At 70.9% G+C, this 20,782-nt stretch carries 23 protein-coding genes and 1 tRNA gene; 16 read left to right on the top strand and 8 right to left on the bottom strand.

The genetic code is table 11. The features are described from left to right. Window positions 1-118: 118 nt before the first annotated feature. Complete coding sequence (locus RWS82_RS12955; RefSeq protein ID WP_314650800.1) at window positions 119-1,021, bottom strand: hypothetical protein; 903 nt, start codon at window positions 1,019-1,021, stop codon at window positions 119-121. A 31-nt stretch (window positions 1,022-1,052) separates the two neighbouring features. On the opposite strand from RWS82_RS12955, the gene RWS82_RS12950 reads away from it, so the two are divergent. The 3 genes from RWS82_RS12950 to RWS82_RS12940 are packed head-to-tail and all read left to right on the top strand — an operon-like array spanning window position 1,053 to window position 4,149. Further along, complete coding sequence (locus RWS82_RS12950; RefSeq protein ID WP_314650798.1) at window positions 1,053-2,312, top strand: ATP-binding cassette domain-containing protein; 1,260 nt, start codon at window positions 1,053-1,055, stop codon at window positions 2,310-2,312. Next, a complete protein-coding gene (locus RWS82_RS12945) occupies window positions 2,288-3,841 on the top strand; it encodes a hypothetical protein (protein ID WP_314650796.1) in 1,554 nt (517 codons plus the stop codon). Before RWS82_RS12950 ends, RWS82_RS12945 begins: the two co-directional genes overlap by 25 nt. Window positions 3,842-3,882: 41 nt before the next feature. Next, window positions 3,883-4,149, top strand: a complete 267-nt coding sequence (locus tag RWS82_RS12940) for a DUF3039 domain-containing protein (RefSeq protein ID WP_314650794.1) — start codon at window positions 3,883-3,885, stop codon at window positions 4,147-4,149. Between the two features lie 7 nt (window positions 4,150-4,156). Here RWS82_RS12940 and RWS82_RS12935 read toward each other — a convergent pair whose 3' ends face one another. Beyond that, window positions 4,157-5,482, bottom strand: a complete 1,326-nt coding sequence (locus tag RWS82_RS12935) for a nicotinate phosphoribosyltransferase (protein WP_314650792.1) — start codon at window positions 5,480-5,482, stop codon at window positions 4,157-4,159. A 62-nt stretch (window positions 5,483-5,544) separates the two neighbouring features. On the opposite strand from RWS82_RS12935, the gene murI reads away from it, so the two are divergent. The 4 genes from murI to RWS82_RS12915 all read left to right on the top strand — a co-directional run bounded on the left by murI (window position 5,545) and on the right by RWS82_RS12915 (window position 8,731). Continuing rightward, window positions 5,545-6,381 carry a glutamate racemase gene (murI, locus tag RWS82_RS12930; protein ID WP_314650791.1) on the top strand — a complete coding sequence of 279 codons (837 nt, stop codon included), beginning with the start codon at window positions 5,545-5,547 and terminating at the stop codon, window positions 6,379-6,381. Window positions 6,382-6,402: 21 nt separating this feature from the next. Further along, entirely contained in the window at window positions 6,403-7,140 is a 738-nt protein-coding gene (gene rph, locus RWS82_RS12925; protein ID WP_314650789.1) for a ribonuclease PH, read from the top strand. Between the two features lie 2 nt (window positions 7,141-7,142). Beyond that, the gene (gene rdgB, locus RWS82_RS12920) at window positions 7,143-7,736 is read left to right on the top strand and encodes an RdgB/HAM1 family non-canonical purine NTP pyrophosphatase (protein ID WP_314650787.1); all 594 of its coding nucleotides are present in this window, start codon (window positions 7,143-7,145) and stop codon (window positions 7,734-7,736) included. Window positions 7,737-7,810: 74 nt separating this feature from the next. Further along, on the top strand, window positions 7,811-8,731 hold the full coding sequence (locus RWS82_RS12915; protein ID WP_314650785.1) for a cation diffusion facilitator family transporter: 921 nt from the start codon (window positions 7,811-7,813) through the stop codon (window positions 8,729-8,731). A gap of 27 nt (window positions 8,732-8,758) precedes the next feature. On the opposite strand, the gene ligD is transcribed toward RWS82_RS12915, so the two are convergent. Continuing rightward, window positions 8,759-10,807, bottom strand: a complete 2,049-nt coding sequence (gene ligD, locus RWS82_RS12910; RefSeq protein WP_314650783.1) for a non-homologous end-joining DNA ligase — start codon at window positions 10,805-10,807, stop codon at window positions 8,759-8,761. 58 nt (window positions 10,808-10,865) lie between these two features. On the opposite strand from ligD, the gene RWS82_RS12905 reads away from it, so the two are divergent. Beyond that, window positions 10,866-11,843, top strand: coding sequence for a Ku protein (locus RWS82_RS12905; protein ID WP_314650780.1), 978 nt, complete (start codon window positions 10,866-10,868; stop codon window positions 11,841-11,843). Window positions 11,844-11,913: 70 nt separating this feature from the next. Here the strand turns inward: RWS82_RS12905 and RWS82_RS12900 are convergent, their stop codons facing one another. Together RWS82_RS12900 and RWS82_RS12895 are read right to left on the bottom strand one after the other, a co-directional pair. Beyond that, window positions 11,914-12,684: a VTT domain-containing protein gene (locus RWS82_RS12900; RefSeq protein WP_314650779.1), complete on the bottom strand. Its 771-nt coding sequence runs from the start codon at window positions 12,682-12,684 to the stop codon at window positions 11,914-11,916. Between the two features lie 64 nt (window positions 12,685-12,748). Then, window positions 12,749-12,830: transfer RNA gene (locus RWS82_RS12895), tRNA-Leu, on the bottom strand. Between the two features lie 144 nt (window positions 12,831-12,974). Here RWS82_RS12895 and RWS82_RS12890 point away from each other — a divergent pair. The 7 genes from RWS82_RS12890 to RWS82_RS12860 all read left to right on the top strand — a co-directional run bounded on the left by RWS82_RS12890 (window position 12,975) and on the right by RWS82_RS12860 (window position 17,395). Beyond that, complete coding sequence (locus RWS82_RS12890; protein ID WP_400190095.1) at window positions 12,975-14,114, top strand: CpaF family protein; 1,140 nt, start codon at window positions 12,975-12,977, stop codon at window positions 14,112-14,114. After that, on the top strand, window positions 14,111-14,968 hold the full coding sequence (locus RWS82_RS12885; protein WP_314650775.1) for a type II secretion system F family protein: 858 nt from the start codon (window positions 14,111-14,113) through the stop codon (window positions 14,966-14,968). Before RWS82_RS12890 ends, RWS82_RS12885 begins: the two co-directional genes overlap by 4 nt. Before the next feature lie 20 nt (window positions 14,969-14,988). Next, window positions 14,989-15,903: a type II secretion system F family protein gene (locus tag RWS82_RS12880; protein ID WP_314650773.1), complete on the top strand. Its 915-nt coding sequence runs from the start codon at window positions 14,989-14,991 to the stop codon at window positions 15,901-15,903. A gap of 29 nt (window positions 15,904-15,932) precedes the next feature. Next, the gene (locus RWS82_RS12875; RefSeq protein WP_314651533.1) at window positions 15,933-16,124 is read left to right on the top strand and encodes a hypothetical protein; all 192 of its coding nucleotides are present in this window, start codon (window positions 15,933-15,935) and stop codon (window positions 16,122-16,124) included. Further along, on the top strand, window positions 16,121-16,522 hold the full coding sequence (locus RWS82_RS12870) for a TadE/TadG family type IV pilus assembly protein (RefSeq protein WP_314650772.1): 402 nt from the start codon (window positions 16,121-16,123) through the stop codon (window positions 16,520-16,522). Before RWS82_RS12875 ends, RWS82_RS12870 begins: the two co-directional genes overlap by 4 nt. Continuing rightward, the gene (locus tag RWS82_RS12865) at window positions 16,491-16,943 is read left to right on the top strand and encodes a TadE family protein (RefSeq protein ID WP_314650770.1); all 453 of its coding nucleotides are present in this window, start codon (window positions 16,491-16,493) and stop codon (window positions 16,941-16,943) included. Before RWS82_RS12870 ends, RWS82_RS12865 begins: the two co-directional genes overlap by 32 nt. A gap of 68 nt (window positions 16,944-17,011) precedes the next feature. Beyond that, complete coding sequence (locus RWS82_RS12860) at window positions 17,012-17,395, top strand: hypothetical protein (protein ID WP_314650768.1); 384 nt, start codon at window positions 17,012-17,014, stop codon at window positions 17,393-17,395. Window positions 17,396-17,423: 28 nt separating this feature from the next. Here RWS82_RS12860 and RWS82_RS12855 read toward each other — a convergent pair whose 3' ends face one another. From RWS82_RS12855 to RWS82_RS12845, 3 genes are all read right to left on the bottom strand, one after another. Continuing rightward, window positions 17,424-17,999 carry a hypothetical protein gene (locus RWS82_RS12855; RefSeq protein WP_314650766.1) on the bottom strand — a complete coding sequence of 192 codons (576 nt, stop codon included), beginning with the start codon at window positions 17,997-17,999 and terminating at the stop codon, window positions 17,424-17,426. Between the two features lie 107 nt (window positions 18,000-18,106). Further along, window positions 18,107-18,847 carry an SDR family NAD(P)-dependent oxidoreductase gene (locus RWS82_RS12850; RefSeq protein WP_314650764.1) on the bottom strand — a complete coding sequence of 247 codons (741 nt, stop codon included), beginning with the start codon at window positions 18,845-18,847 and terminating at the stop codon, window positions 18,107-18,109. After that, a complete protein-coding gene (locus RWS82_RS12845; protein ID WP_314650762.1) occupies window positions 18,844-19,563 on the bottom strand; it encodes a FadR/GntR family transcriptional regulator in 720 nt (239 codons plus the stop codon). Before RWS82_RS12845 ends, RWS82_RS12850 begins: the two co-directional genes overlap by 4 nt. 144 nt (window positions 19,564-19,707) lie before the next feature. Here RWS82_RS12845 and RWS82_RS12840 point away from each other — a divergent pair, with 144 nt between their 5' ends. Beyond that, on the top strand, window positions 19,708-20,781 hold the full coding sequence (locus tag RWS82_RS12840) for a sugar ABC transporter substrate-binding protein (protein ID WP_314650759.1): 1,074 nt from the start codon (window positions 19,708-19,710) through the stop codon (window positions 20,779-20,781). Window position 20,782: the final 1 nt, after the last annotated feature.

Raw genomic sequence — 20,782 nt, 5'->3', positions numbered from 1 at the left:
GACCCTGGGAAGACAGGGCGGGGGTTGACGACGTTGCCATTTCGTGATCCGTTTGCCATGGAACGCTCAGGCTCGCCGCGGGCGCTGCGATAGTTCGATTCTCCACAGATTGCCGGACTCATGCCAGGCCTTTCGGTGCACCTTGATACCGTAGGACGGTGACTGCTTCCTCTGACGACCGCACCGAAGAAGCCGACGCCTCCCGGGCCCGATCCAGGGCCGACGCATCGACGCGGCCGACGGGCGAGGTGACCGGCTCGTCCTCCGCGACGGCCGACGCGCTCGCGCCGAAGACGGGGGCGGCGAAGAAGTCCACCGCCTCGGCCGCGGGGCGCCAGAGCGCCTCGCCGAAGAGCAGCGCCGCGACGAAGAAGACAGCGACGAAGAGGGCGGCGCCGAAGTCCACGACGCGCACGTCCGCAGCGACGAAGAAGGCGGCACGTCCCGCCGCTGCGCGCACCCCCATCAAGACGGCGGCCGACAAGGCGGCCGTCGTCGCCGACGTCGTTATCGAGCCCCTGCGCGCCCCGAGCGCGAACGGCGCAGACACGACCACCGTCGACGCCCCGGCACCCGTCGCGTCGACGAAGAAGCCGGCTGCGGCCTCGGGCTCCCCGACCACGGGCGCGCCGTCCGGAACCGCGGCGGCCCAGACGACCGCGGCGAAGACGACCGCGGCCAAGACAGCGGCGGCGAAGACGACTGCGGCCAAGACCGCGGCGGCCAAGACGACTGCGGCCAAGGCGGCGGCGAAGACCACCGCGAAGGCGCCGGCCTCGAAGACCACCGCAGCGAAGACGGCGGCAGCGAAGACCACCGCGGCGAAGACGATCGCGGCGCGCTCGACGACGTCGACGGATGCGAAGGGTGCGGCACGCACGGCCGCCGCGAAGGCTGCCGCAGCGAAAGCATCCGCCTCGAAGACGGCTGCGCGCACGGCGGCGTCCCGGGCCACTTCTGCGAAGACCGCGGCCGCGCGCACCGCGGCGGCGAAGACCGCGGCCGCGAAGGCGGCGGCCAAGGCAGCAGCAGAGTCTTCCGAAGAGGCTCCCGTGGTCGAGGCTCCTCTCGCGGACGCTCCCGTGGTCGAGACCCCTCTCGCTGACGCCCCCGTTGCGGATGCTCCCGTCGCGGATGCTCCGGCGACGGAGGCCCCGGAGACAGAGGCTTCCGCTGTGGACGTTCCCGCTGCAAATGCGCCCGTCGCCGCGGACCCGGTCGTCGATGCCGACGGCGGTCGGGCCCCCGCAGAAGAGCCCGTGGGCGACGCGCCCGCCGCATCGCAGCCCGCCGATGACGAGACGGAAGCATCCGCGATCGACGAGAAGGTGGACGCCCCCGTCGCCGAGGCGGCGCCCGTCGATCCGACGGCGAGTGCCACTCCCGCGGAGGCGGCACCCTCCGCGACCGAGGCCGCAGATACCCCCGTCGCGGAAGCGACCACCCCGGAGAAGGGCGACGATGACGCCTCGACGGTCGCGGTCGCCGCGGCACAGGCCGAGCCCGATGAGCCGGAGGCGCCCGCCGCCTCCGAACCGTCGGCCGACGGGAGCGGCGAGGCGATCAGCATCCGCGGGCTCGTCAAGCACTTCGGCGACAACCACGCCGTCGACGGCATCAGCCTTTCGGTGCCGGCCGGAACCTTCTACGGCGTCGTCGGCCCCAACGGCGCCGGCAAGACGACCACCCTCTCGATCGTCGCCGGGCTTCTGCGCGCAGACGCCGGGTCGGTCACGATCTGCGGCATCGACCAGGCCGCCGACCCGCTCGCGGCCAAGCGTGTGATGGGCGTGCTGCCCGACAGACTGCGCACGTTCGACCGTCTCACCGGCCGCCAGCTGCTCCACTACTACGGTCTGCTGCGCGGACTCGCCTCCGACGTCATCGAGAAGCGCGTCGCCGACCTCGCGCGCGCCTTCGACCTCGGTGATGCGCTGGGCCGGGTCGTCTCCGACTATTCGGCCGGCATGACGAAGAAGGTCATGCTCGCCGGTGCGATGATCCACTCGCCGCGCGTGCTCGTGCTCGACGAGCCGTTCGAATCGGTCGACCCCGTGTCGTCGGCCGTGATCCTCGACATCCTCCGCGCCTACGTGGCGCACGGCGGCACCGTGATCCTCTCCAGCCATGGGATGGATCTCGTCGAGCGGGTCTGCTCGCGGGTCGCGATCATCGTCGGGGGAGAGGTGCTCGCCGAGGGCACCGTCGACGAAGTGCGGGCCGGTCAGACGCTGGAGGCGCGATTCGTCGAGCTGTCCGGCGGCATCGGCGAGGTGGAGGGTCTCGAGTGGTTGCACACGTTCTCCGACTGAGGCTCGCGCTGGTCCTCGGATCGCTGCGCGGCGAACGCCGGGTGCGCTCGATCGCGGGCTTCGTGTTCGTCGTCGCCCTGACGGCCGTGGTCTGCGCCTCGCTGCTCTCGCTCGCCGAGGCGCCGCTGGCCGTCGCACGCACCGTCACGGTGCTCGGTGGGGCGGCGATCACGCTGGGGTTCCTCGTGGGGCCGATCCTGGTCGGTGCGACCGATCAGCTCGACCCGCGCCGCTTCGCGGTGTTCGGGGTCGACGAACGGCGGATGCCGTGGGTGCTCGCCGTCGCCGCGCTGGTGAGCGTGCCCAGCCTCGCCCTCCTCGCGGTGCACGTCGCCGCGTGTGTCATTGCGATCCGCCTCGGAACGCCGCCGCTGTTCGCGATCTCGATGGCCCTCGTCGGTCTGCTGACGACCGTGCTCGTCGCCCGGATCGGCATGGCGCTGAACGCCGTCCTGCTGCCGGAGCGGCGACCGCGCGAACTCACGGCCCTGTTCGTCCTCGCCCTGCTCGTGGTCGCTTTTCCCGTCGCGGTCTTCCTCGCCTCGTTCCGGTGGGACGGGCGTGTGCCGCAGGGCCTCATCTCGCTCACCGGTGCGGTCGCATCGAGCCCCCTCGGCGCCGCCCCCGGTGCCCTGCTCGACGACCCGGGCGCGGCGTGGCTCAGCGCGGTCGTCGCGGTGCTCACCCTCGTCGTGCTGCTCGCGGTCTGGGCCTGGCTCGTGCGTCGACTGCTCACCACGACGGCGCGTCCGGTGACGTCGCGCGAACGCACGGGGCTCGGGTGGTTCTCGCTCCTGCCGTCGTCGGCGTTCGGCGCGATCGCCGCCCGCAGCCTCGTCTACTGGCTGCGCGACCGCCGGTACATCGTCAACATCATCGTCGTCCCCGTCGCAGGGGTGCTCACGGTGCTGCCGCTCCTCGTCGCCGGCGTGCCCCTCGAGATCGCCGCCCTGGTGCCCGTGCCCGTCATGGCGCTGTTCTTCGGCTGGCTGCCGCACAACGACGTCGCCTACGACTCGACGGCGCTGTGGACCCATGTGGCGAGCGGCGTGCGCGGACTGCCCGACCGTCTCGGCCGTCTGCTGCCCGTGCTGCTCGTATCGGTGCCCGTGCTCGCCATCGCCGTGCCGGTGACGCTGCTCATCACGGGCGACTGGTACCTGCTCCTGCCATTCACCGGGGTCGCCGCCAGCCTGCTGTTCAGCGCCCTGGGAGTGTCGAGCGTGATGTCGGTCGTGGCGCCCTACCCGGTGTCGCGCCCCGGCGACAGCCCGTTCCAGCAGCCTCAGCGCGCCAGTGCGCGCAGCGCCTACGGTCCTGCGCTCGCGTTCATCGCGGCGATCGCCGTGAGCACCCCGACGCTCTGGCTCTTCGCGTCGACGCTCTCCGAGGGATCCGCGTTCGCCATGACCACGTTCTGGACCGGCATGGCCACCGGCGTCGTGGCTCTCGCGCTCGGTGCGGTCATCGGCGGCCTCGTGTTCGAACGCAGCGGCACGCGCCTCATGGAGTTCGTCGAGACGGCGTGAGCCCGACCCCCGGCGTCGTCTCGCACGATTAGACTCTCGGGATGAGCACTCCCCTGGACAGCCCCGATCAGGGCGGCGTGGCAACGCTTGATCGCGAACTCGAAGAGCTTCTCAAAGAAGAGAACATCGAACCGGGCGACCACGAGCGTTTCTCGCACTACGTCAAGAAGGACAAGATCCTCGAGTCGGCGATCACCGGCAAGCCGGTGCGTGCGCTGTGCGGCAAGAAGTGGACTCCGGGGCGCGACCCCGAGAAGTTCCCCATCTGCCCCACGTGCAAGGAGATCTACGAGTCGATGACCCGCTGAGCGCGGATCACGCCACCTCGACGTAGACGGTGGGGATCGCCGGGTCGGACTTGCTGAGCGCGAGTGCGCGCACCGGCAGCTCCTCGCGGACCCGCGCATGGTGCGCCCGCGCGGCTGCGGTGCCCTCGGGCCCCTCGTGCGCGGTGTCGATGTCGCCGTTGTCGATTAGGGTGACCTGCAGGGCGCGGCCCTCGGCATCCGACTCGGGAGCATCGAGCCGCTCGAAGCCGTCGGCGACGAGGATCCGCTCGCTGCGGGCGACACCGTCGTCGATGGTGCGGAAGGCGGCCTTGCGTCCGCCGTGCGAGGCCTTGTCGGCCGAGGCCTTCGCGACGCCGATCCAGGCGCCCGCCGCATCCTGTCGAGCCACGAGCTTGTAGACCATGCTGGCGGTGGGGTAGCCGGAACCGGTGACGACCGAGGTGCCCACGCCGTACGCGTCGACGGGGGAGGCGGCGAGAGCGGCGATGGCGTACTCGTCGAGGTCGCTGGTCACGGTGATGCGGGTCGAGGTAGCGCCGAGAGCATCCAGCTGCTCGCGCACCTCCGCGGCGACGATGGGCAGGTCGCCCGAGTCGATGCGCACGCCGCCCAGCTCGGTGCCCGCGACCCGGATGGCGGTCTCGACCCCCGTGCGGATGTCGTAGGTGTCGACGAGCAGCGTCGTGCCGGTGCCGAGGCTGTCGACCTGCGAGCGGAACGCCTCCTCCTCGCTGTCGTGCAGGAGGGTCCAGGAGTGGGCGGCGGTGCCCATGGTGGGGATGCCCCAGGTGCGGCCGGCCTCGAGGTTGCTCGTCGAGCGGAACCCGGCGATGTAGGCGGCGCGGGCGGCGGCGACGGCCGAGCGGTCGGCCGCCCGGCGGGAGCCCATCTCGGCGAGCGGGCGCTCACCCGCGGCGATGCTCATGCGAGAGGCGGCGGTCGCCACGGCCGAGTCGTGGTTGAGCACGCTGAGGGCCAGGGTCTCGAGCACCACGGCGTCGGCGAAGCTGCCCTCGACCGTGAGGATCGGCGACCCGGGGAAGTACAGTTCGCCCTCGCGGTAGCCGCGGATCGTTCCGGTGAAGCGGTAGTCCTCGAGGTAACGCAGCGAATCGGCGTCGACCACGTCGTTGTCGCGCAGGAAGCGCAGCTCGTCATCGCCGAAGCGGAAGTCGCGGATGAGGCTGAGCAGACGCCCCGTGCCCGCCACCACGCCGAACCGCCGACCGCCCGACAGGCGGCGGGAGAACAGCTCGAACACGCTCGGGCGTGCGGCCGTGCCGTCGCGCAACGAGGCGGCGAGCATCGTGAGTTCGTAGCGGTCGGTGAGCAGCGCCGTCGACGAGGTCATGCGCCTCAGCTTAGTAAGCCGGAACCCCCGGGGTCGTCTCGGCCCGAGTAGGCTGGGGAGTCATGAACGACGCGCCCATCGGTATCTTCGACTCCGGTGTCGGCGGGCTCACGGTGGCGCGGGCCATTCGCGCCCAGCTGCCCCGCGAGTCGTTCGTCTACATCGGCGACACGGCGCATTCGCCGTACGGGCCGAAGGCCATCGCCGACGTGCGCCGCTACTCGCTCGAGGTGCTCGACACCCTCGTCGACCAGGGCGTGAAGATGCTCGTGATCGCCTGCAACACGGCATCCGCAGCCATGCTCCGCGACGCACGCGAACGCTACGACGTGCCGGTCGTCGAGGTCATCGGCCCGGCCGTGCGCCGCGCCGTGTCGACCACCCGCAACGGACGCATCGGGGTGATCGGCACGGTCGGCACGATCGGGTCGCGCGCCTACCAGGACATGCTCGAGGTGAACGAGCAGCTGCAGGTGTTCACTGCGGCGTGCCCCCGGTTCGTCGAGTTCGTCGAGGCGGGCGTCACCGGAACCCCCGAGGTGCTCGCCGTGGCCGAGGAGTACCTGGCCCCGCTGCGCGACGCCGGGGTCGACACCCTCGTGCTCGGCTGCACGCACTATCCGTTCCTGCGCGGGGCGATCAGCTACGTGATGGGCGAGGGCGTCACGCTCGTGTCGAGCGACGACGAGACCGCCGGTGACGTCTACCGCCACCTCGTCCGCGGCGACCTGCTCGCGCCGCCCGACGCCAACGCGAGCTACGTCTACGAGGCGACCGGCGACTCGGCGGCCGACTTCACCGCGCTCGCGAACCGTCTCATGGGGCGCGAGGTGCGCGATGTGCAGCTCGTGCAGACCGGCGTCATCACCCTCCCCGCCTCTCTCACCGATCCGCAGTAGTCCCTCGACCGAAGGAACACCATGTCCGACATCGTCCGCGCCGACGGCCGCGCCACCGACCAGCTCCGCGAGATCACGATCGAGCGGGGGTGGAGCGCGCACGCCGAAGGCTCGGCGCTCATCAGCTTCGGCGGCACCAAGGTGCTGTGCACGGCCTCGTTCACGAACGGTGTTCCCCGATGGCTCACCGGCAAGGGCAAGGGGTGGGTGACCGCGGAGTACTCGATGCTTCCGCGCGCCACGAACAGCCGGAACGACCGCGAGAGCGTGAAGGGCCGCATCGGCGGTCGCACGCACGAGATCTCCCGTCTCATCGGCCGCGCCCTGCGTGCCGTGGTCGACACGAAGGCGCTGGGCGAGAACACCATCGTCATCGACTGCGATGTGCTGCAGGCCGACGGCGGCACCCGCACGGCGGCGATCACCGGCGCGTACGTGGCGCTGGCCGATGCGATCGAGTGGGGACGCGAGAAGAAGTTCATCGGTCGCAACTCGACCCCGCTGATCGATTCGGTCGCCGCGGTGTCGGTCGGCATCATCGACGGGGAGCCCATGCTCGACCTCGCCTACGTCGAAGACGTGCGCGCCGAGACCGACATGAACGTCGTCGTCACGGGTCGGGGGCTGTTCGTCGAGGTGCAGGGCACCGCCGAGGGAGCGCCCTTCGACAAGAGCGAGCTCGACGCGCTCCTGGGCCTCGGCGTCGACGGATGCGCGACGCTGACGCAGCACCAGCGCACCGCTCTGGCGGGGGAGTGACCATGCGGGTCGTGCTCGCCACGCACAACCCGCACAAGGTGGCGGAGTTCCAGCAGATCGTGGCGCGCGTGCGGCCCGATCTCGAGGTGGTCGCGTACGACGGCCCCGAGCCGGTCGAAGACGGCGTGACCTTCGCCGACAACGCGCTCATCAAGGCACGGGCCGCCTCGGCGCACACCGGACTGCCCGCGCTGGCCGACGACTCGGGCATCTGCGTCGACGTGCTCGGCGGGTCGCCGGGCGTCTTCTCGGCCTACTGGGCGGGTCAGAAGAAGGATGCCGCCGCCAACCTCGACCTGCTGCTCGATCAACTGCGCGACATCGCCGACCCGCACCGCACGGCCCACTTCACCTCGACGATCGCTCTCGTCACGCCCGGGGGCGACGAACAGGTCGTGACGGGCATCTGGCCGGGCCGCCTCGCGCACCGGGCATCCGGTGGCGGGGGCTTCGGCTACGACCCGATCTTCGTGCCCGACGGGCAGCCGGCGGGAGCCGAGCGCACCGTCGGCGAATTCACCGACGAGGAGAAGCAGACGCAGTCGCATCGCGCCCGCGCCTTCGAGAACCTCGCGCCCCTCCTCGCCGACCTCTGAGACTGGTTCTCGTTACCCTTCCCGACTAGCCGCAATCGCGCTCCGACCGGGTGCGGGCGTCCTAGCCTGGAAGCATGCACGATCACGCGCCCGCCGCCGGCGGCATCCGTTCGGCAGGTCATCGCCGCCTGCTGACGATCTCGCTGTGCCTCACGGCGACGATCATGCTCGTGCAGGTGGTCGGAGCCGTGCTGACGGGGTCGCTGGCGCTGCTCGCCGACGCGGCGCACATGTTCACCGACACCTCCGCGCTCGTGATCGCGCTCATCGCGGCGGCAGTGGCGGCACGCCCGGCCGATGATCGCCGCACCTTCGGGTACCAGCGCGCCGAGGTGTTCGGGGCGCTGATCAACGCGATCATCCTGCTGCTGCTCGCCGGCTGGGTGGGGATCGAGGCCGTCGGTCGCCTGGTCGACCCGCAGGAGGTCGAGGTCGCCGGCGGTCTCATGCTCGTCGTCGCGGGGGTCGGTCTGCTCGCGAACGCGGTCTCGATGTGGTTGCTCAGCCGTGCTCAGCGCACGAGCATCAACGTGCGCGGCGCCTATCTCGAGGTGATGGGCGACCTCATCGGGTCGGCCGCCGTCATCGTCGCCGCCGTCGTGATCGTGACCACGGGGTGGATGCCGGCGGATGCCCTCGCCTCGCTGTTCATCGCCGTGATGATCGTGCCGCGGGCCATCGCGCTGCTGCGGGAGGTGTTCTCGGTGCTGTCGGAGTCGGCGCCGCAGGGCACCGCGGTCGCCGACATCCGCGCGCACCTGCTCGGCCTCCCCGGTGTGGTGGGGGTGCACGACGTGCACGTGTGGCAGCTCACGCGGGGAGCGCCCGTGTTCAGCGCACACGTGACGGTCGACCCGGCGCTGCTGGCGGGCGGCGGGAGTGCGGCGCTGCTGGCCGATCTGCGCGGATGCCTCGTCGACCATTTCGACGTCGATCACTCGACCTTCCAGCTCGAGCCGGCGGAGCAGGCGCACTGCGACCCGCGGCACGTCTGAGCATCCGCTCTCCTCGCGTCGCGCGTGTCAGCTCTCCCGCACGACGTCGGCGGGGGACTTGTCGGGTCGCAGACCGCGCCAGCGCGCGTGGCGGAGCACGCCGTCAGGCGTCCAGTTCGCGAACTCGACCTCGCCGACGAGGTCGGGAGACACCCAGAGGGCGTCGGAGGCGTCGGGGCCCGGCACGCCCGCGAGGGGAGCGCGGTCGACGCGCAGGGGGTCGAGGCGGGCGAGCAGGTCGCTGAGGATGCGGTCGGTGAAGCCCGACCCGACGCGACCGATGTACTGCAGGTCACCGCCGGGTTCGTCGCGCACCGCGAGCAGGAGCGATCCGAGCGTGCGCTCACGGTCGCCCTTGCCCGGACGGATGCCGACGATCACCGCCTCTTGCGTGCGGGTGTGCTTGAGCTTCAGCCAGGCGGGTGAGCGCACCCCGGGGCGGTAGCGCGACGACGCGTCCTTCACCATGACGCCCTCGAGACCGAACTGCGCGCTCGCCGCGAGGGCGGCGTCGAGGTCGTCGAACACCGGCGGCACCTGCACGGGCGCGTCGAGGTCGTGCACGAGCTCGTCGAGCAGAGCGCGGCGGTCGCGCAAGGGGAGGCCGGTGAGGTCGTGGCCGTCGAGGCGCAGCAGATCGAAGATGAGGTACACGATGGGGGTGCGCACGACCTCGCGTTCGATCTCGCGCGGCCGGGTCAGGTGCATGCGGTTCTGCAGCAGCGCGAAGCTCGGGCGCCCCTGACGGTCGAACGCGACGATCTCGCCGTCGACCACGGCATCCGCGGCGGGCAGGAAGGGCGCGCCGTCGGCGGTGAGCTCGGGGTAGCGGCCGGTGATGTCGGTGCCGCGGCGGGCATGCAGGCGCATCCGTCCGTCGGCCCAGGTTCCGAGGGCGCGGATGCCGTCCCACTTCACCTCGACCCACGGCGGGGTGCCGAGCCGGCGCGCCAGCGCGGGCGTGCCGTTCTCGGCGAGCATCGGCTCGATGCTCGGAAGCGTGGCCTGCGGGTCGGGGCGGGCGGAGGCGGCGGCGCGGATGCGATCGCGGGTGCGGGAGCGGGGGGTGGCGGCGGGGGTATCCTCCGCCGGGGTCGAGGGTGCGAGTGCCGCAGCGGTGCGCGGGTCCTCGGCGGTCGGCTCATCGGCGGGCGGGGGCGTCTGCTCCGACACCGATGCCTCATCCCGTGCGGGCGTCACCGACGCCATCGGGTCGATCCCCGAGGCGGCGCGCGCCAGCACTTCCTCGAAGCCCAGCTGCCGCAGACCTGGGTCGTCGAGCTCGTCCCACGTGCGGGGCGCGGCCACCCAGGGATGCGCGCGCCCGCGCAGCGAATACGGCGAGATGGTGGTCTTCTTGCCGTTGTTCTGGCTCCAGTCGAGGAACACCCGGCCGCCCCGCACGGCTTTCGACATGGTGGCGGTCGCGAGATCGGGATGCTCGTTCTCGATCATGCGCGCGATCTCCTTCACCACGGCCGAGATCTCCGCGCTCGTCTGCGCCCCGGGGAGCGCGGCGTAGAGGTGGATGCCTTTGCTGCCGCTGGTGACGGGCATGGGGTCGAGTCCCATGCCGGTGAGGATGCCGCGCGCGAGCCGGGCGATCGTCGCGCACTGCTCCAATTCGACGCCGGGGCCCGGGTCGAGGTCGAGAACGAGACGGTCGGGATTGCCCGGCAGACCGTCGGTCGTGAAGCGCCACTGCGGCACGTGCAGCTCGATCGCCGCGACCTGCGCCAGCCACACGAGCGTCGGCACGTCGTCGACCAGCGGGTACTGCTTGGGTCCGTCGGAGTGCTCGATCGCCTGCCGCGGGATCCACTCGGGGGCGCCGGGCTCAAGCTGCTTCGTGAAGAACGCCTCGGCGGGAGCAGCCGCCGTGCCGACGCCGTCGACCCAGCGTTTGCGGGTCACCGGACGTCCGGCGAGCTGGGGCAGCAGCTGCGGGGCGATCGCCGAGTAGTAGGCGATGATCTCGCCCTTCGTGGTGCCCGTCTCGGGGTACACGACCTTGTCGAGGTTGGTCACGCGCAGCCGGCGGCCCTCCACCTGCACGATCTGACCGTCTGCGACCATACGGCCAGCGTAGTCAAGGGACTGGCCGCGGCTCGGGCGGCTGGTGTTCACTGAGGTCATGAGAACCATCTGGAAGGGCGCGCTGACCTTCGGCCTCGTGAACGTTCCCGTGAAGGTGTACTCCGCCACGGAGGATCACGACGTGCCGCTGCACCAGGTGCACGACAAGGACGGCGGGCGCATCCGCTACCAGCGCACGTGCGAGATCTGCGGCGAGACCGTCGCGTACTCCGACATCGACCGCGCCTACGTCGACGACGGGCACACGGTGGTGCTCACCAAAGACGACCTCGCCGCCCTGCCGTCGGAGAAGAGCCGCGAGATCGACGTGGTCGAGTTCGTGCCGACCGAGCAGGTCGATCTGCTCACGCTCGACAAGCCGTACTACCTGGAGCCCGACTCGAAGTCGCCCAAGGCCTACGTGCTGCTGCGCAAAACGCTGGAGCAGAGCGACCGCACGGCGATCGTGCGGTTCACGCTGCGGCAGAAGACACGTCTCGCCGCTCTGCGCGTGCGCGGCGATGTGCTCGTGCTGCAGACGCTGCTGTGGGCCGACGAGGTGCGCGAGGTCGACTTCCCGGCGCTGCACGAAGACGTGCGCATCTCGAAGAAGGAACTGGAGCTGTCGGAGGCGCTCGTCGAGAGCTACTCGAGCGACTTCGACCCCGACGAGTTCGTCGACGAGTACCAGAAAGAGCTGCGCACGCTCATCGACGCGAAGATCGAAGCGGGCGAGGGATTCGACGTCTCCGACACGTTCGACGACGCCGAGGGCGAGAAGAGCGGCGAGGTCATCGACCTCATGGAGGCGCTGCGCGCGAGCGTCGCGAAGACCAAGGAGCAGCGGGCCGCGGCGAAGAGCGGGGGCGGCGAGGGGGCGGGCTCCGCATCGAAGTCCGGGTCTTCGTCGAAGTCCGGGGCTGCGAAGTCCGGCTCCGAGTCGGATGCGAAGTCGGGTTCGAAGTCCGGTTCCGGTTCGTCGTCGAGTTCGAAGGCCCCGGCGAAGAAGTCTGCGCCGAAGAAGAAGGCCAGCTGACGTCGACGGGCGGATGCCGTGGGCCTCAGCCCCGGCATCCGCCCGTCTGTCGTGCTCCGGTCGGGGAGCGTCAGTGCTTTCCGTCGCCGTCGATGTCGGGGGCGCGGTCGAAGACCTCGCGGTCGAGCGTGAGCTCGCGCGCCTCGTCGGCATCGGTCTCGCCGTCGCCGAGTGCGGCCTCCTTCTTGGCCTTGTACCGCTCGCGGAGGTAGTGCCACAGCGTGACGATGGCCGTGCCGCCGACGGCGGCGAGCAGGATGAGGTCGATGTAGTTCTCGACGAACTCGGCCACGGGCGGGATGAAGCCGATCGCGTAGCCGAACATCGTGAGGCCGAAGCCCCACAGCACGGCGCCGATGAGGTTGTAGAGCGAGTACTTGCGCCACGGCATGTGACCGACGCCCGCGGCCACCGGGGCGAACGTGCGCACGATCGGCACGAAACGGGCGAGGATCACCGTGATGCCGCCGAAGCGCTCGAAGAACGCGTTCGTGCGCTCGACGTTCTTGCGGCTGAACAGGCCGGATTCCTTGCGCTCGAACACGGCGGGTCCGCCCTTGTGCCCGATCACGTAGCCGACCTCGCCGCCGACGAACGCCGACAGGCCGATCAGCAGCGCGACGAGCCAAACGTTGATGCCGAACACGCCGTGCTCGGACCCGGCGATCGGGTGCGACAGCAGACCCGCGATGACGAGCAGGGTGTCGCCCGGCAGCAGGAAGCCCACAAGCAGGCCGGTCTCGGCGAACACGATGAAGCAGACCACCAGCAGCGCCCACGGGCCCGCCGTGCCGATGATCGTGGCGGGGTCGAGCCAGGGGAGGAGTGCGGCGTGGTGCATGGGTGTCCCGTCGAGTGTTCCGGTGCGGCGGTCGTGCAGACGACCGCGGACAGCGGCCGATCGGTGCGGAAGGTGGGACTTGAACCCACACGCCCTGGGGCACAGGAACCTAAATCCTGCGTGTCTGCCAATTCCACCACTCCCGCGCGCGCCCAGTCTACCGAGCCGGCGTCGCTTCTCACCGGGAATCCGCCGCGTGATCAGCGCAGGCGGAGCCGTTTCGAGGGCGATCCGCATGCGCTGTGGATAACTCCCGAGGCCGGAGCGCGATTCTTGCGAGGATGCTCCGCGTGCATTCCCCCTCCTTCACCGTGGCCGACCGCGTTCGGATGCGTCTGCGCCGTGACGGCACCGATCCGCACACTGACCCCGACGCGGCGCAGCGGGCAGCGGAGGAGGAGGTGCGGCGGCACAACGATCTCGCGCTCGCCCGCGGGGGCGCGCTGATCGACGACGAGGCGCGGTCGGTGCGCGAGGTGCTCTCGGTCGTCCACGGCTACGGGGTGCTGCAGCCCCTCCTCGACGACCGGGGCATCGAGGAGATCTGGGTCAACGGCGACGGCCGGGTGCACGTCGCCCGAGGCGGGGTGGGGGAGCGCACCGACCTGCGGCTCGAAGGCCCGGCGATCCGCGATCTGGTCGAGCGGATGCTGCAGGCCACGGGGCGTCGGGTCGACATCGGTCAGCCGTTCGTCGACGCATCGCTGCCCGACGGCTCCCGGCTGCACGTCGCGATCGCCGACGTGGTGCGTGGCGGGTGGGCGGTGAACATCCGCAAGTTCCTCCCCGGCCATCGCACGCTCGACGAGCTCGTGACGCAGGGCGCGCTCCCCGCCGACGTGGCGGGGATGCTGCGGGCCGCGATGCGAGACGGGCGCACCGTGATCGTGTCGGGTGCGACGCATGCGGGCAAGACGACGATGCTCGGTGCGCTGCTGGCCGCGTGTGCGGATGTGCAGCGCATCGTGACGGTGGAGGAGACGTTCGAACTGGCGGTCGATGGTCCCGATCTCGTCGCGCTGCAGGTGCGCCAGGCGGGGCTGGAGGGCACGGGTGAGATCACCCTGCGGCGACTCGTCAAGGAGGCGCTGCGCATGCGACCGGAGCGGCTGGTCATCGGCGAGGTGCGCGATGCGGAGGCGCTCGACCTGGTTCTCGCTCTGAACACCGGGGTGCCGGGTGCAGGGACGGTGCACGCGAACTCGGCGGCCGACGCTCTCGAGAAGCTCGGCCTGCTCCCGCTCCTCGCCGGACGCAACATCGATCGGTCGTTCCTGCTTCCCGTGCTGGCCACCGCTGTCGACCTCGTCGTGCACTGCGTGCGGGAGCCGAACGGCGCACGACGGGTGGCCGAGGTCATCGCTCCGACCGGAGATATCCGCGATGGCCGCGTCGACACCGAGACGCTGTACGCCAGGAGCCGCGCATGAGGCTGCTGCTGGGCGCCCTCCTCGGCGCCGGACTGCTGCTGTGCGTGTCGCCGTGGTTGTGGCCCCGACGCGAGAAGGTCGACTCCGAGGCCTCCGGCGGGCGGGTCGCTCGACTGTTGCGTGAAGCCGGAGCGGCAGCAGTGACACCTCGGGCGCTGCTCACGGTGATGGCCGCCGCCGGTGTGACCGCCGGAGCGCTGGCCTGGCTGTTCTCGGGGCTGGCGGTGCTCGCGGTGCTGGCGGGGGCGGCTGCGGCGGCAGCGCCGATCGCCGTGCTCCGGGGGCGCCGTCTGCGGCTGCGCCGGGTGCGCCGGCAGCTCTGGCCGGACGTGTGCGACCTGGTGATCGCGTCGCTGCGTGTGGGGCTCTCGCTCCCGGATGCCGTGGCGGCGCTGGAGCAGTCCGCACCGGTCGTGCTCCGCCCGGCGTTCGCGGTGTTCTCGCGCGACCTGGTCGCGACGGGTCGGTTCGATGAGGCGCTCGACCGGCTCAAGGAGTCGCTGGCCGATCCGATCGCCGACCGCATCGTCGAGACGTTGCGGATGGCCCGGCAGGTCGGGGGGACAGAACTGACGGCCGTGCTGCGCGCGCTCGGCACCTCGGTCCGCGCCGATGCCGCCGTCCGCGGCGAGGTCGAGGCGCGGCAGTCGTGGATCCGCGGTGCCGCTGTCCTGGGCGCGGTCGCTCCGTGGGTCATCCTGGGCCTGCTCGTGCTGCGGCCGGAAGGGGCGGATGCCTACGGGACCCCGGAGGGCGTGCTCGTGATCGTGATCGGGGCGGCCGTGTCCGTCACCGCCTTCCGCATCATGACGCGCATCGGCCGCCTACCCGAGCCCCGGCGGTGGTTCGGATGAGCGGCGGCGCGGCACTTGTGATGGCCCTGCTCGCCGGGGGTGCCTTCGCCGCCGGCATCCTGTGCCTCCTCTCCCTGCTCCCCGCGTGGCGCACGGCGCCACTCGCCATACGCATCGCGCCGTACGTGCGCGACGTCGTGCCGGATGCGGCGCTCCCCGCGGGGGTCCGGCCCGTTCTCGGACTCCTTCCTGGCGGGCGGCCGCTGCGGGAGCAGATGATCGTGCTCACCGATCGCATGCTGGGCGGGAGCGCGGTGCTCAGCCGCAGGCTCGCTCAGGCCGGGCTCGACACGACGACGGCGACGGCCTTCCGTTCCCGGCAGCTGGGGTGGCTCGTCGGCGGACTGATCGTGGGGGCGTGCGCGATCATCATGCTCGCGCTGGTCGGGCGCATGTCGCCGCCTGTCGTGGTGCTCCCTGCGCTGACGGCGCTCGGTGCCGCTGTGGCGTGCGATATGCGACTCACGGCTCGGGTCCGCTCGCGTCGTTCGCGCCTCGCCGACGAACTGCCCACGACGCTGGAGTTCCTCGCGCTCTGCCTCTCGGCGGGCGAGGGCTTCCCCGATGCGCTTAGACGCGTCGCCGCCATCGGATCGGGAGAGCTCACCGCCGAACTGCGCCGCGTGGTCGTCGCCGTAGGGACGGGGTCGCCGCTCGTCGAGGCATTGACCGAGATGGCCTCACGGCTGCAGTTGCCCGCGCTGTCGCGGGCCGTCGATCAGATCGTGGCGGCCTTGGAACGCGGGGCGCCCCTGGCCGCCGTGCTTCAGGCGCAGGCCGGCGATGCACGAGAGGAGGCGAAGCGACTGCTCATCGAGCAGGCGGGCCGCAAGGAGATCCTCATGCTGCTGCCGCTCGTGTTCCTCATCCTGCCGCTGTCCGTGCTCTTCGCGATCTTCCCCGGTCTGTTCATCCTGAGACTCGGCATCGGCTGAGCTCCCCAGAGAGAAGGAAACCCATGACGATGATTCGACGATCCTGGTCCGCCACACGGGCCTGGGCTCGTGACCTCCGCACCGACGAGCGGGGCGACGTACCCGGCTGGGTGCTCGTGACACTCATGACCGCGGGACTGGTGGTGATCATCTGGGCCGTCGCCGGCCCCGCCCTGACCTCGCTGTTCGAGCAGGCGATCCAGCGGGTCTCGGGGCTGTGACCGGGCGGTCGCGCGTGCTCGGCGAGGGTGGGTCGAGCCCGGTCGAGTTCGTGCTCGTCGGGTCGCTCCTCACGCTCTTGACCCTCGCGGTGCTGCAGCTCGCGCTCGCCGTGTACGTGCGGAACGTCGTGCACGACGCGGCGGTGGAGGGGGCCTATCACGCGGCTCTCGCCGACACCGACCTCGATGCGGGCGTCGACCGCACGCGGGAGGTCATCACCCGGGCGATCGGTGCAGCCTACGCAGAAGACATCGCCATCGGAGTGACCGATGTCGGCGACGCGGAGCGAGTCGACGTGCGGGTGCGCACTTCCCTCCCGGTCGTCGGGCTCATCGGGGTCGCGGGTGTGCTGGAGGTGACCGCGCATGCGCCGAGTGAGAGCCTGGGCGAGGGATGACACGGGGTCGGCGGCGCTGGAGTTCATCACGGTCGGGGTCATCCTGCTCGTGCCGCTGGCCTACCTCGTGATCGTGCTGGGGGCGCTGCAGACGCAGTCCTTTGGGGTGGAGGCCGCCGCCCGGCACACCGCGCGGGCGATCGCGCTCGCGGAAGGTCCGGAGACCGCTCGGGACATTGCCGGGCCGGTGTTGGCGAACGTGGTGGCCGAGTACGGGCTCGATCCCGAATCGCTCGCCGTCTCGATCGACTGCGCGCCCGCGGTGGGTGACTGCCCGGCACCCGGGGCGATCGTCACCGTGACGGTGCACGCCACCGCTCGACTGCCCTTCGTGCCGCCCGTGCTCGGACTCGACCGGGCGACGGCCATTCCCGTCGAGGCATCGTCGGTGGAGAGGATCGGCGCGGAGGGAGCGGGATGAGCGGTCGCGCGCCGCGAGACCACCCGCGGGGCTGCGCCCGCGGGGTCCGGCCGCGCGACGAGGGTAGCGTGCTCGTGCTGACGCTCGGGTACGTGCTGCTCGCGCTCGCCGTGGTGCTCGTCTGCGTCTGCGCGACCGACCTGCACCTTGCCCAGAAGCGTCTGGATGCGCTCGCCGCCTCCGCCGCTGCCGCGGGCGCCGACGGGTACACCCTCGAATCGACGGCCGACGGGGTGCGGGCGGTGGTGACGGATGCCGGCGTGCGGGAGCAGGCCGTACTGATCCTGGCCGCGCTCCCCGGGGACGCGCAGCTCGTCTCCGCGGAAGCGCCCGACGGGGTCTCCGCCCGCGTGACGCTGTCGGCGACGTGGCATCCGCCTCTCATCGCGCCGTTCGTGCCCGACGGCGTCGAACTGCGCGCCGTCGGCACCGGGCGCACCGCGTTGCAGTGAGGGCGAGCCGGCCTCGACGTCACGCAGTTCAGCCGCCGGGGCAGTCGCACTCACTGCCGCTGTGACACTGGCAGATGGGGGCCGGGTAGTCGGCGATGGTGACCTCGCGACGCACATCGAGCTCCTCGAGCGAATAGATGCGATCGAAATTCTCGAGTTGCGGGAGGTCCGGGCACATCGCGGGGGTCGTGACGATCCGATCCCGAGTCGTCGGGAACGTCAGTGTGAAGCAGACGGCGGCGGTCTGCTGGTCGTAAGTCCATCCGCCGCCGGTCGACGCTCCACCTGACGTGAGCAGGGTGAGAGCGGGGCCGTCGCTCGCGTCGCTCACGTCCAGAAGCAGCGTTCCACCGCGGGTGTAGCCCGGGGGGACCCCTTGACGGAAGTCGATGAAACGGCCGAGCGCGACGACCGTTGTTTCCGGGTCGGCGACGATGTCATCGCGGTACTCCCAGAGGTCGTCTTGCATGTCCTCGACACTCGACGCGGTCGACCGCTCTACGAGGTCTGTGATGCTGGGCCCGCACGAGGTGAGCGTGAGGACTGCAACGGCGGCAGTGGCGGCCGCCACCATGCTGCGGCGCACACGACGAGCGGTGCTCATGGTGTGACAGTAGTGCACCGGGCAGCGGCCCTTGCACATCTTCAGGCTCCGGCAATCGACTGCTTCGCCACCGCATCGGGTGGCTGCACCGCGGGGACCCCGTGTGATCAGAGTGTCGTCATGCCGCCGTCGACGACGAACACCGAACCCGTCGCGTAGCGCGACTCGTCGCCGGCGAGGTAGACCATGATGCCCTCGACATCGGCGACCGATCCGGCGCGACGCATCGGGATGCGGGAAAGGATGGCTGTGCGGGCCGCCTCGTCTTCGACGATGCCCGACACGAGCGGCGTGAGGATGTGGCCGGGGACGACCACGTTCACACGTATGCCCGCATCGGCATAGTCGGCCGCGGCGGTGCGCGCGAGGCCGTGCACCCCAGCCTTCGAGGCGCTGTAGGCGGCGAACCCTGCGCCTTCGCCGTTGAGCGCGGTGGGGCTGCCGGTCACGATGATCGACCCGCCGGCGGGCGTCATGGCGCGCACGGCGTACTTCAACGTCAGGAACGTGCCGGTCATGTTCACGTCCTGCGTGCGGCGCCACACGTCGAGGCCGAGGTCGCCGACCCGGGCATCCGATCCGATCAGCTGCACGCCGGCGTTGGCGACCACCACGTCGAGCGGCCCGGCTTCGGCGAACGCGGCGGCGACAGACGCCTCGTCGGCGATGTCGACGCCGAGCGCCTGCGCCGCGCCGTCGACCTCCGCGGCGGCTTCACGCGCACCGGCGAGGTCGCGGTCGGCGAAGAACACCGTCGCGCCCTCGCGCACGAAGCGCTGGGCCGTGGCGCGGCCGATGCCGGAGGCGGCGCCGGTCACGAGCGCGGTGCGCCCCTGCAGTGCGGTCATGAGGCATCCGTTCCGTCGACGGGCTCGTAATACTGACGCGAGTCGTCGAGGTGGCCTCCCATCGCCTCGCGGGCCCGACGCGGGTCGCGGGCGCGGAGCGCATCGAGCACGGCACCGTGCTGCGCAAGGGTGCGCTCGCGGCGTCCGTCGAGTTCGAGGCTGTGCTCACGGATGGGCATCATCACCGCGTTCAGCGATTCGAGCAGCGCGACGTACAGGGCGTTGTGGGTGGCCAGCGCGATGCGACGGTGGAACTCGGCATCGTCGGCGGCGGCCTGGACCGGGGTCGCGGCATCGGCCATCGCGTCGAGGCTCGCCTGGATCTCGTCGAGGTCGGCGTCGCTCGCCTTCTCGCACGCGAGCTCGACGAGCCGCAGCTCGAGCGTGCCACGCACCTCGCTGATCTCGGCCGGTCCGAGCAGCTGCTGCGACTGCGCGCCGCTCAGGTACAGCTGCAGACTCTCCGACACGCGCGAGGAGCTGACATGCGCGACGCGGGCTCCGCGCCCCGACCGCACCTCGACCACGCCCTTGGCCTCCAGGCCCCGCACGGCCTCGCGGATCACCGTGCGGGAGACGCCGAACTGGTCGGACAACTCGCGCTCCGACGGCAGCCAGTCACCGGGGGAGAAGCGCCCGGAGGCGATCGTCGCGAGCATGCTCTCGGTCACCCGAGACGCCAGCGACGGCTCGCGCTGCAACTGAGTGAACTCCATCGGTCCTCCTGTGTATCCGCGGATGCGCGCCTCCATCATCGCAGGTGGCGGGTCTCGCCGACCGTATTGTGTGTCGGCATGCGGCATGGCTATAGTGTGGCATACCAGAGACCAAGCGCGTCTCTGACGAGTCAAGGAGGCCTCGTGTCGCGCACACGCACCCTCGCTGCGGGCATCGCCGTCGCAGCGTTCACCGCACTGGCACTGTCCGGCTGCGCCACCACCGGTGGCGGCGGAGGCGGAGATGCCGCATCGTCCGAGAACGCCGCGATCGACGTGGGCGTCTCGCTGGAGGGCAAGACGATCTGCTTCGGCTTCTCTGGAAGCGAGACCGAGTTCTGGGCGGCCGGCATCGCCGCGATCTCCGACTCGCTCGAGGCGGCGGATGCTCGCGTGATCGAGCACAACTCGAACGAAGACCCCAATAAGCAGCTCGAGCAGATGAACGACTGCATCACCCAGGGCGTCGACGGCATCATCATCATCCCCGAGGACGGGTCGAGCGCCGACACGATCATCGCGGAGGCGAACAAGGCCGACATCCCGATCGGCGTGTTCAACCGCCCGCCGGCATCCGAAGACGGTGCGGCCATCGTGGCCGTCGCCGACAACCGCGGCGTCTCGTCCGCCACCATGGAGCACATGGTCACCCAGGCCGAGGCGCTCGGCCTCGACCGCAAGATCCGCTCGGTCATCATGGTCGGCAACCTCAGCGACCAGAACGCGCTCGAGCGCCGCAACGGCTTCTACGACGTCGTCGACGCGCACCCCGACCTGTTCGAGGAGCCGATCGAGGTGCAGACCAACTGGGATGCCGCGACCGGCCAGGCCAACCTCGAGGCGGCCATGCAGGCGAACCCCGAGATCGACCTGCTCTTCACCTCGTCGGACTTCCTCTACCCGCAGATCCGTTCCGTGCTCGAGCCGATGGGCCTGTGGAAGGCCTCCGGTGAGGAGGGCCACGTGATCATGGGCGGCATCGACGGCGACAACCGCGCGTGCACGCTGCTCAAGGACGGCTTCGTCGACGCGACCGGCGTGCAGGACCTCTTCACCGAGGCCGAGCAGCTGCTGACCGCTCTCGCCGGGGCGATCGACGAGGGCGAGACCGACGCCGACGAGCTGCTGCTCGACCCCGGCTTCGCGCTCACTCAGGACAACGTCGGCGAGAAGGAGAAGGACACCTGGGGCTGCGTCATCACGCCCCCGAACTCCTGAT

This window comes from uncultured Microbacterium sp. (assembly GCF_963528945.1).
Taxonomy (GTDB): Bacteria; Actinomycetota; Actinomycetes; order Actinomycetales; family Microbacteriaceae; genus Microbacterium.
The sequence above is the reverse complement of the archived record's forward strand: the minus strand, read 5'-3'. Positions and strand labels throughout refer to the sequence as shown.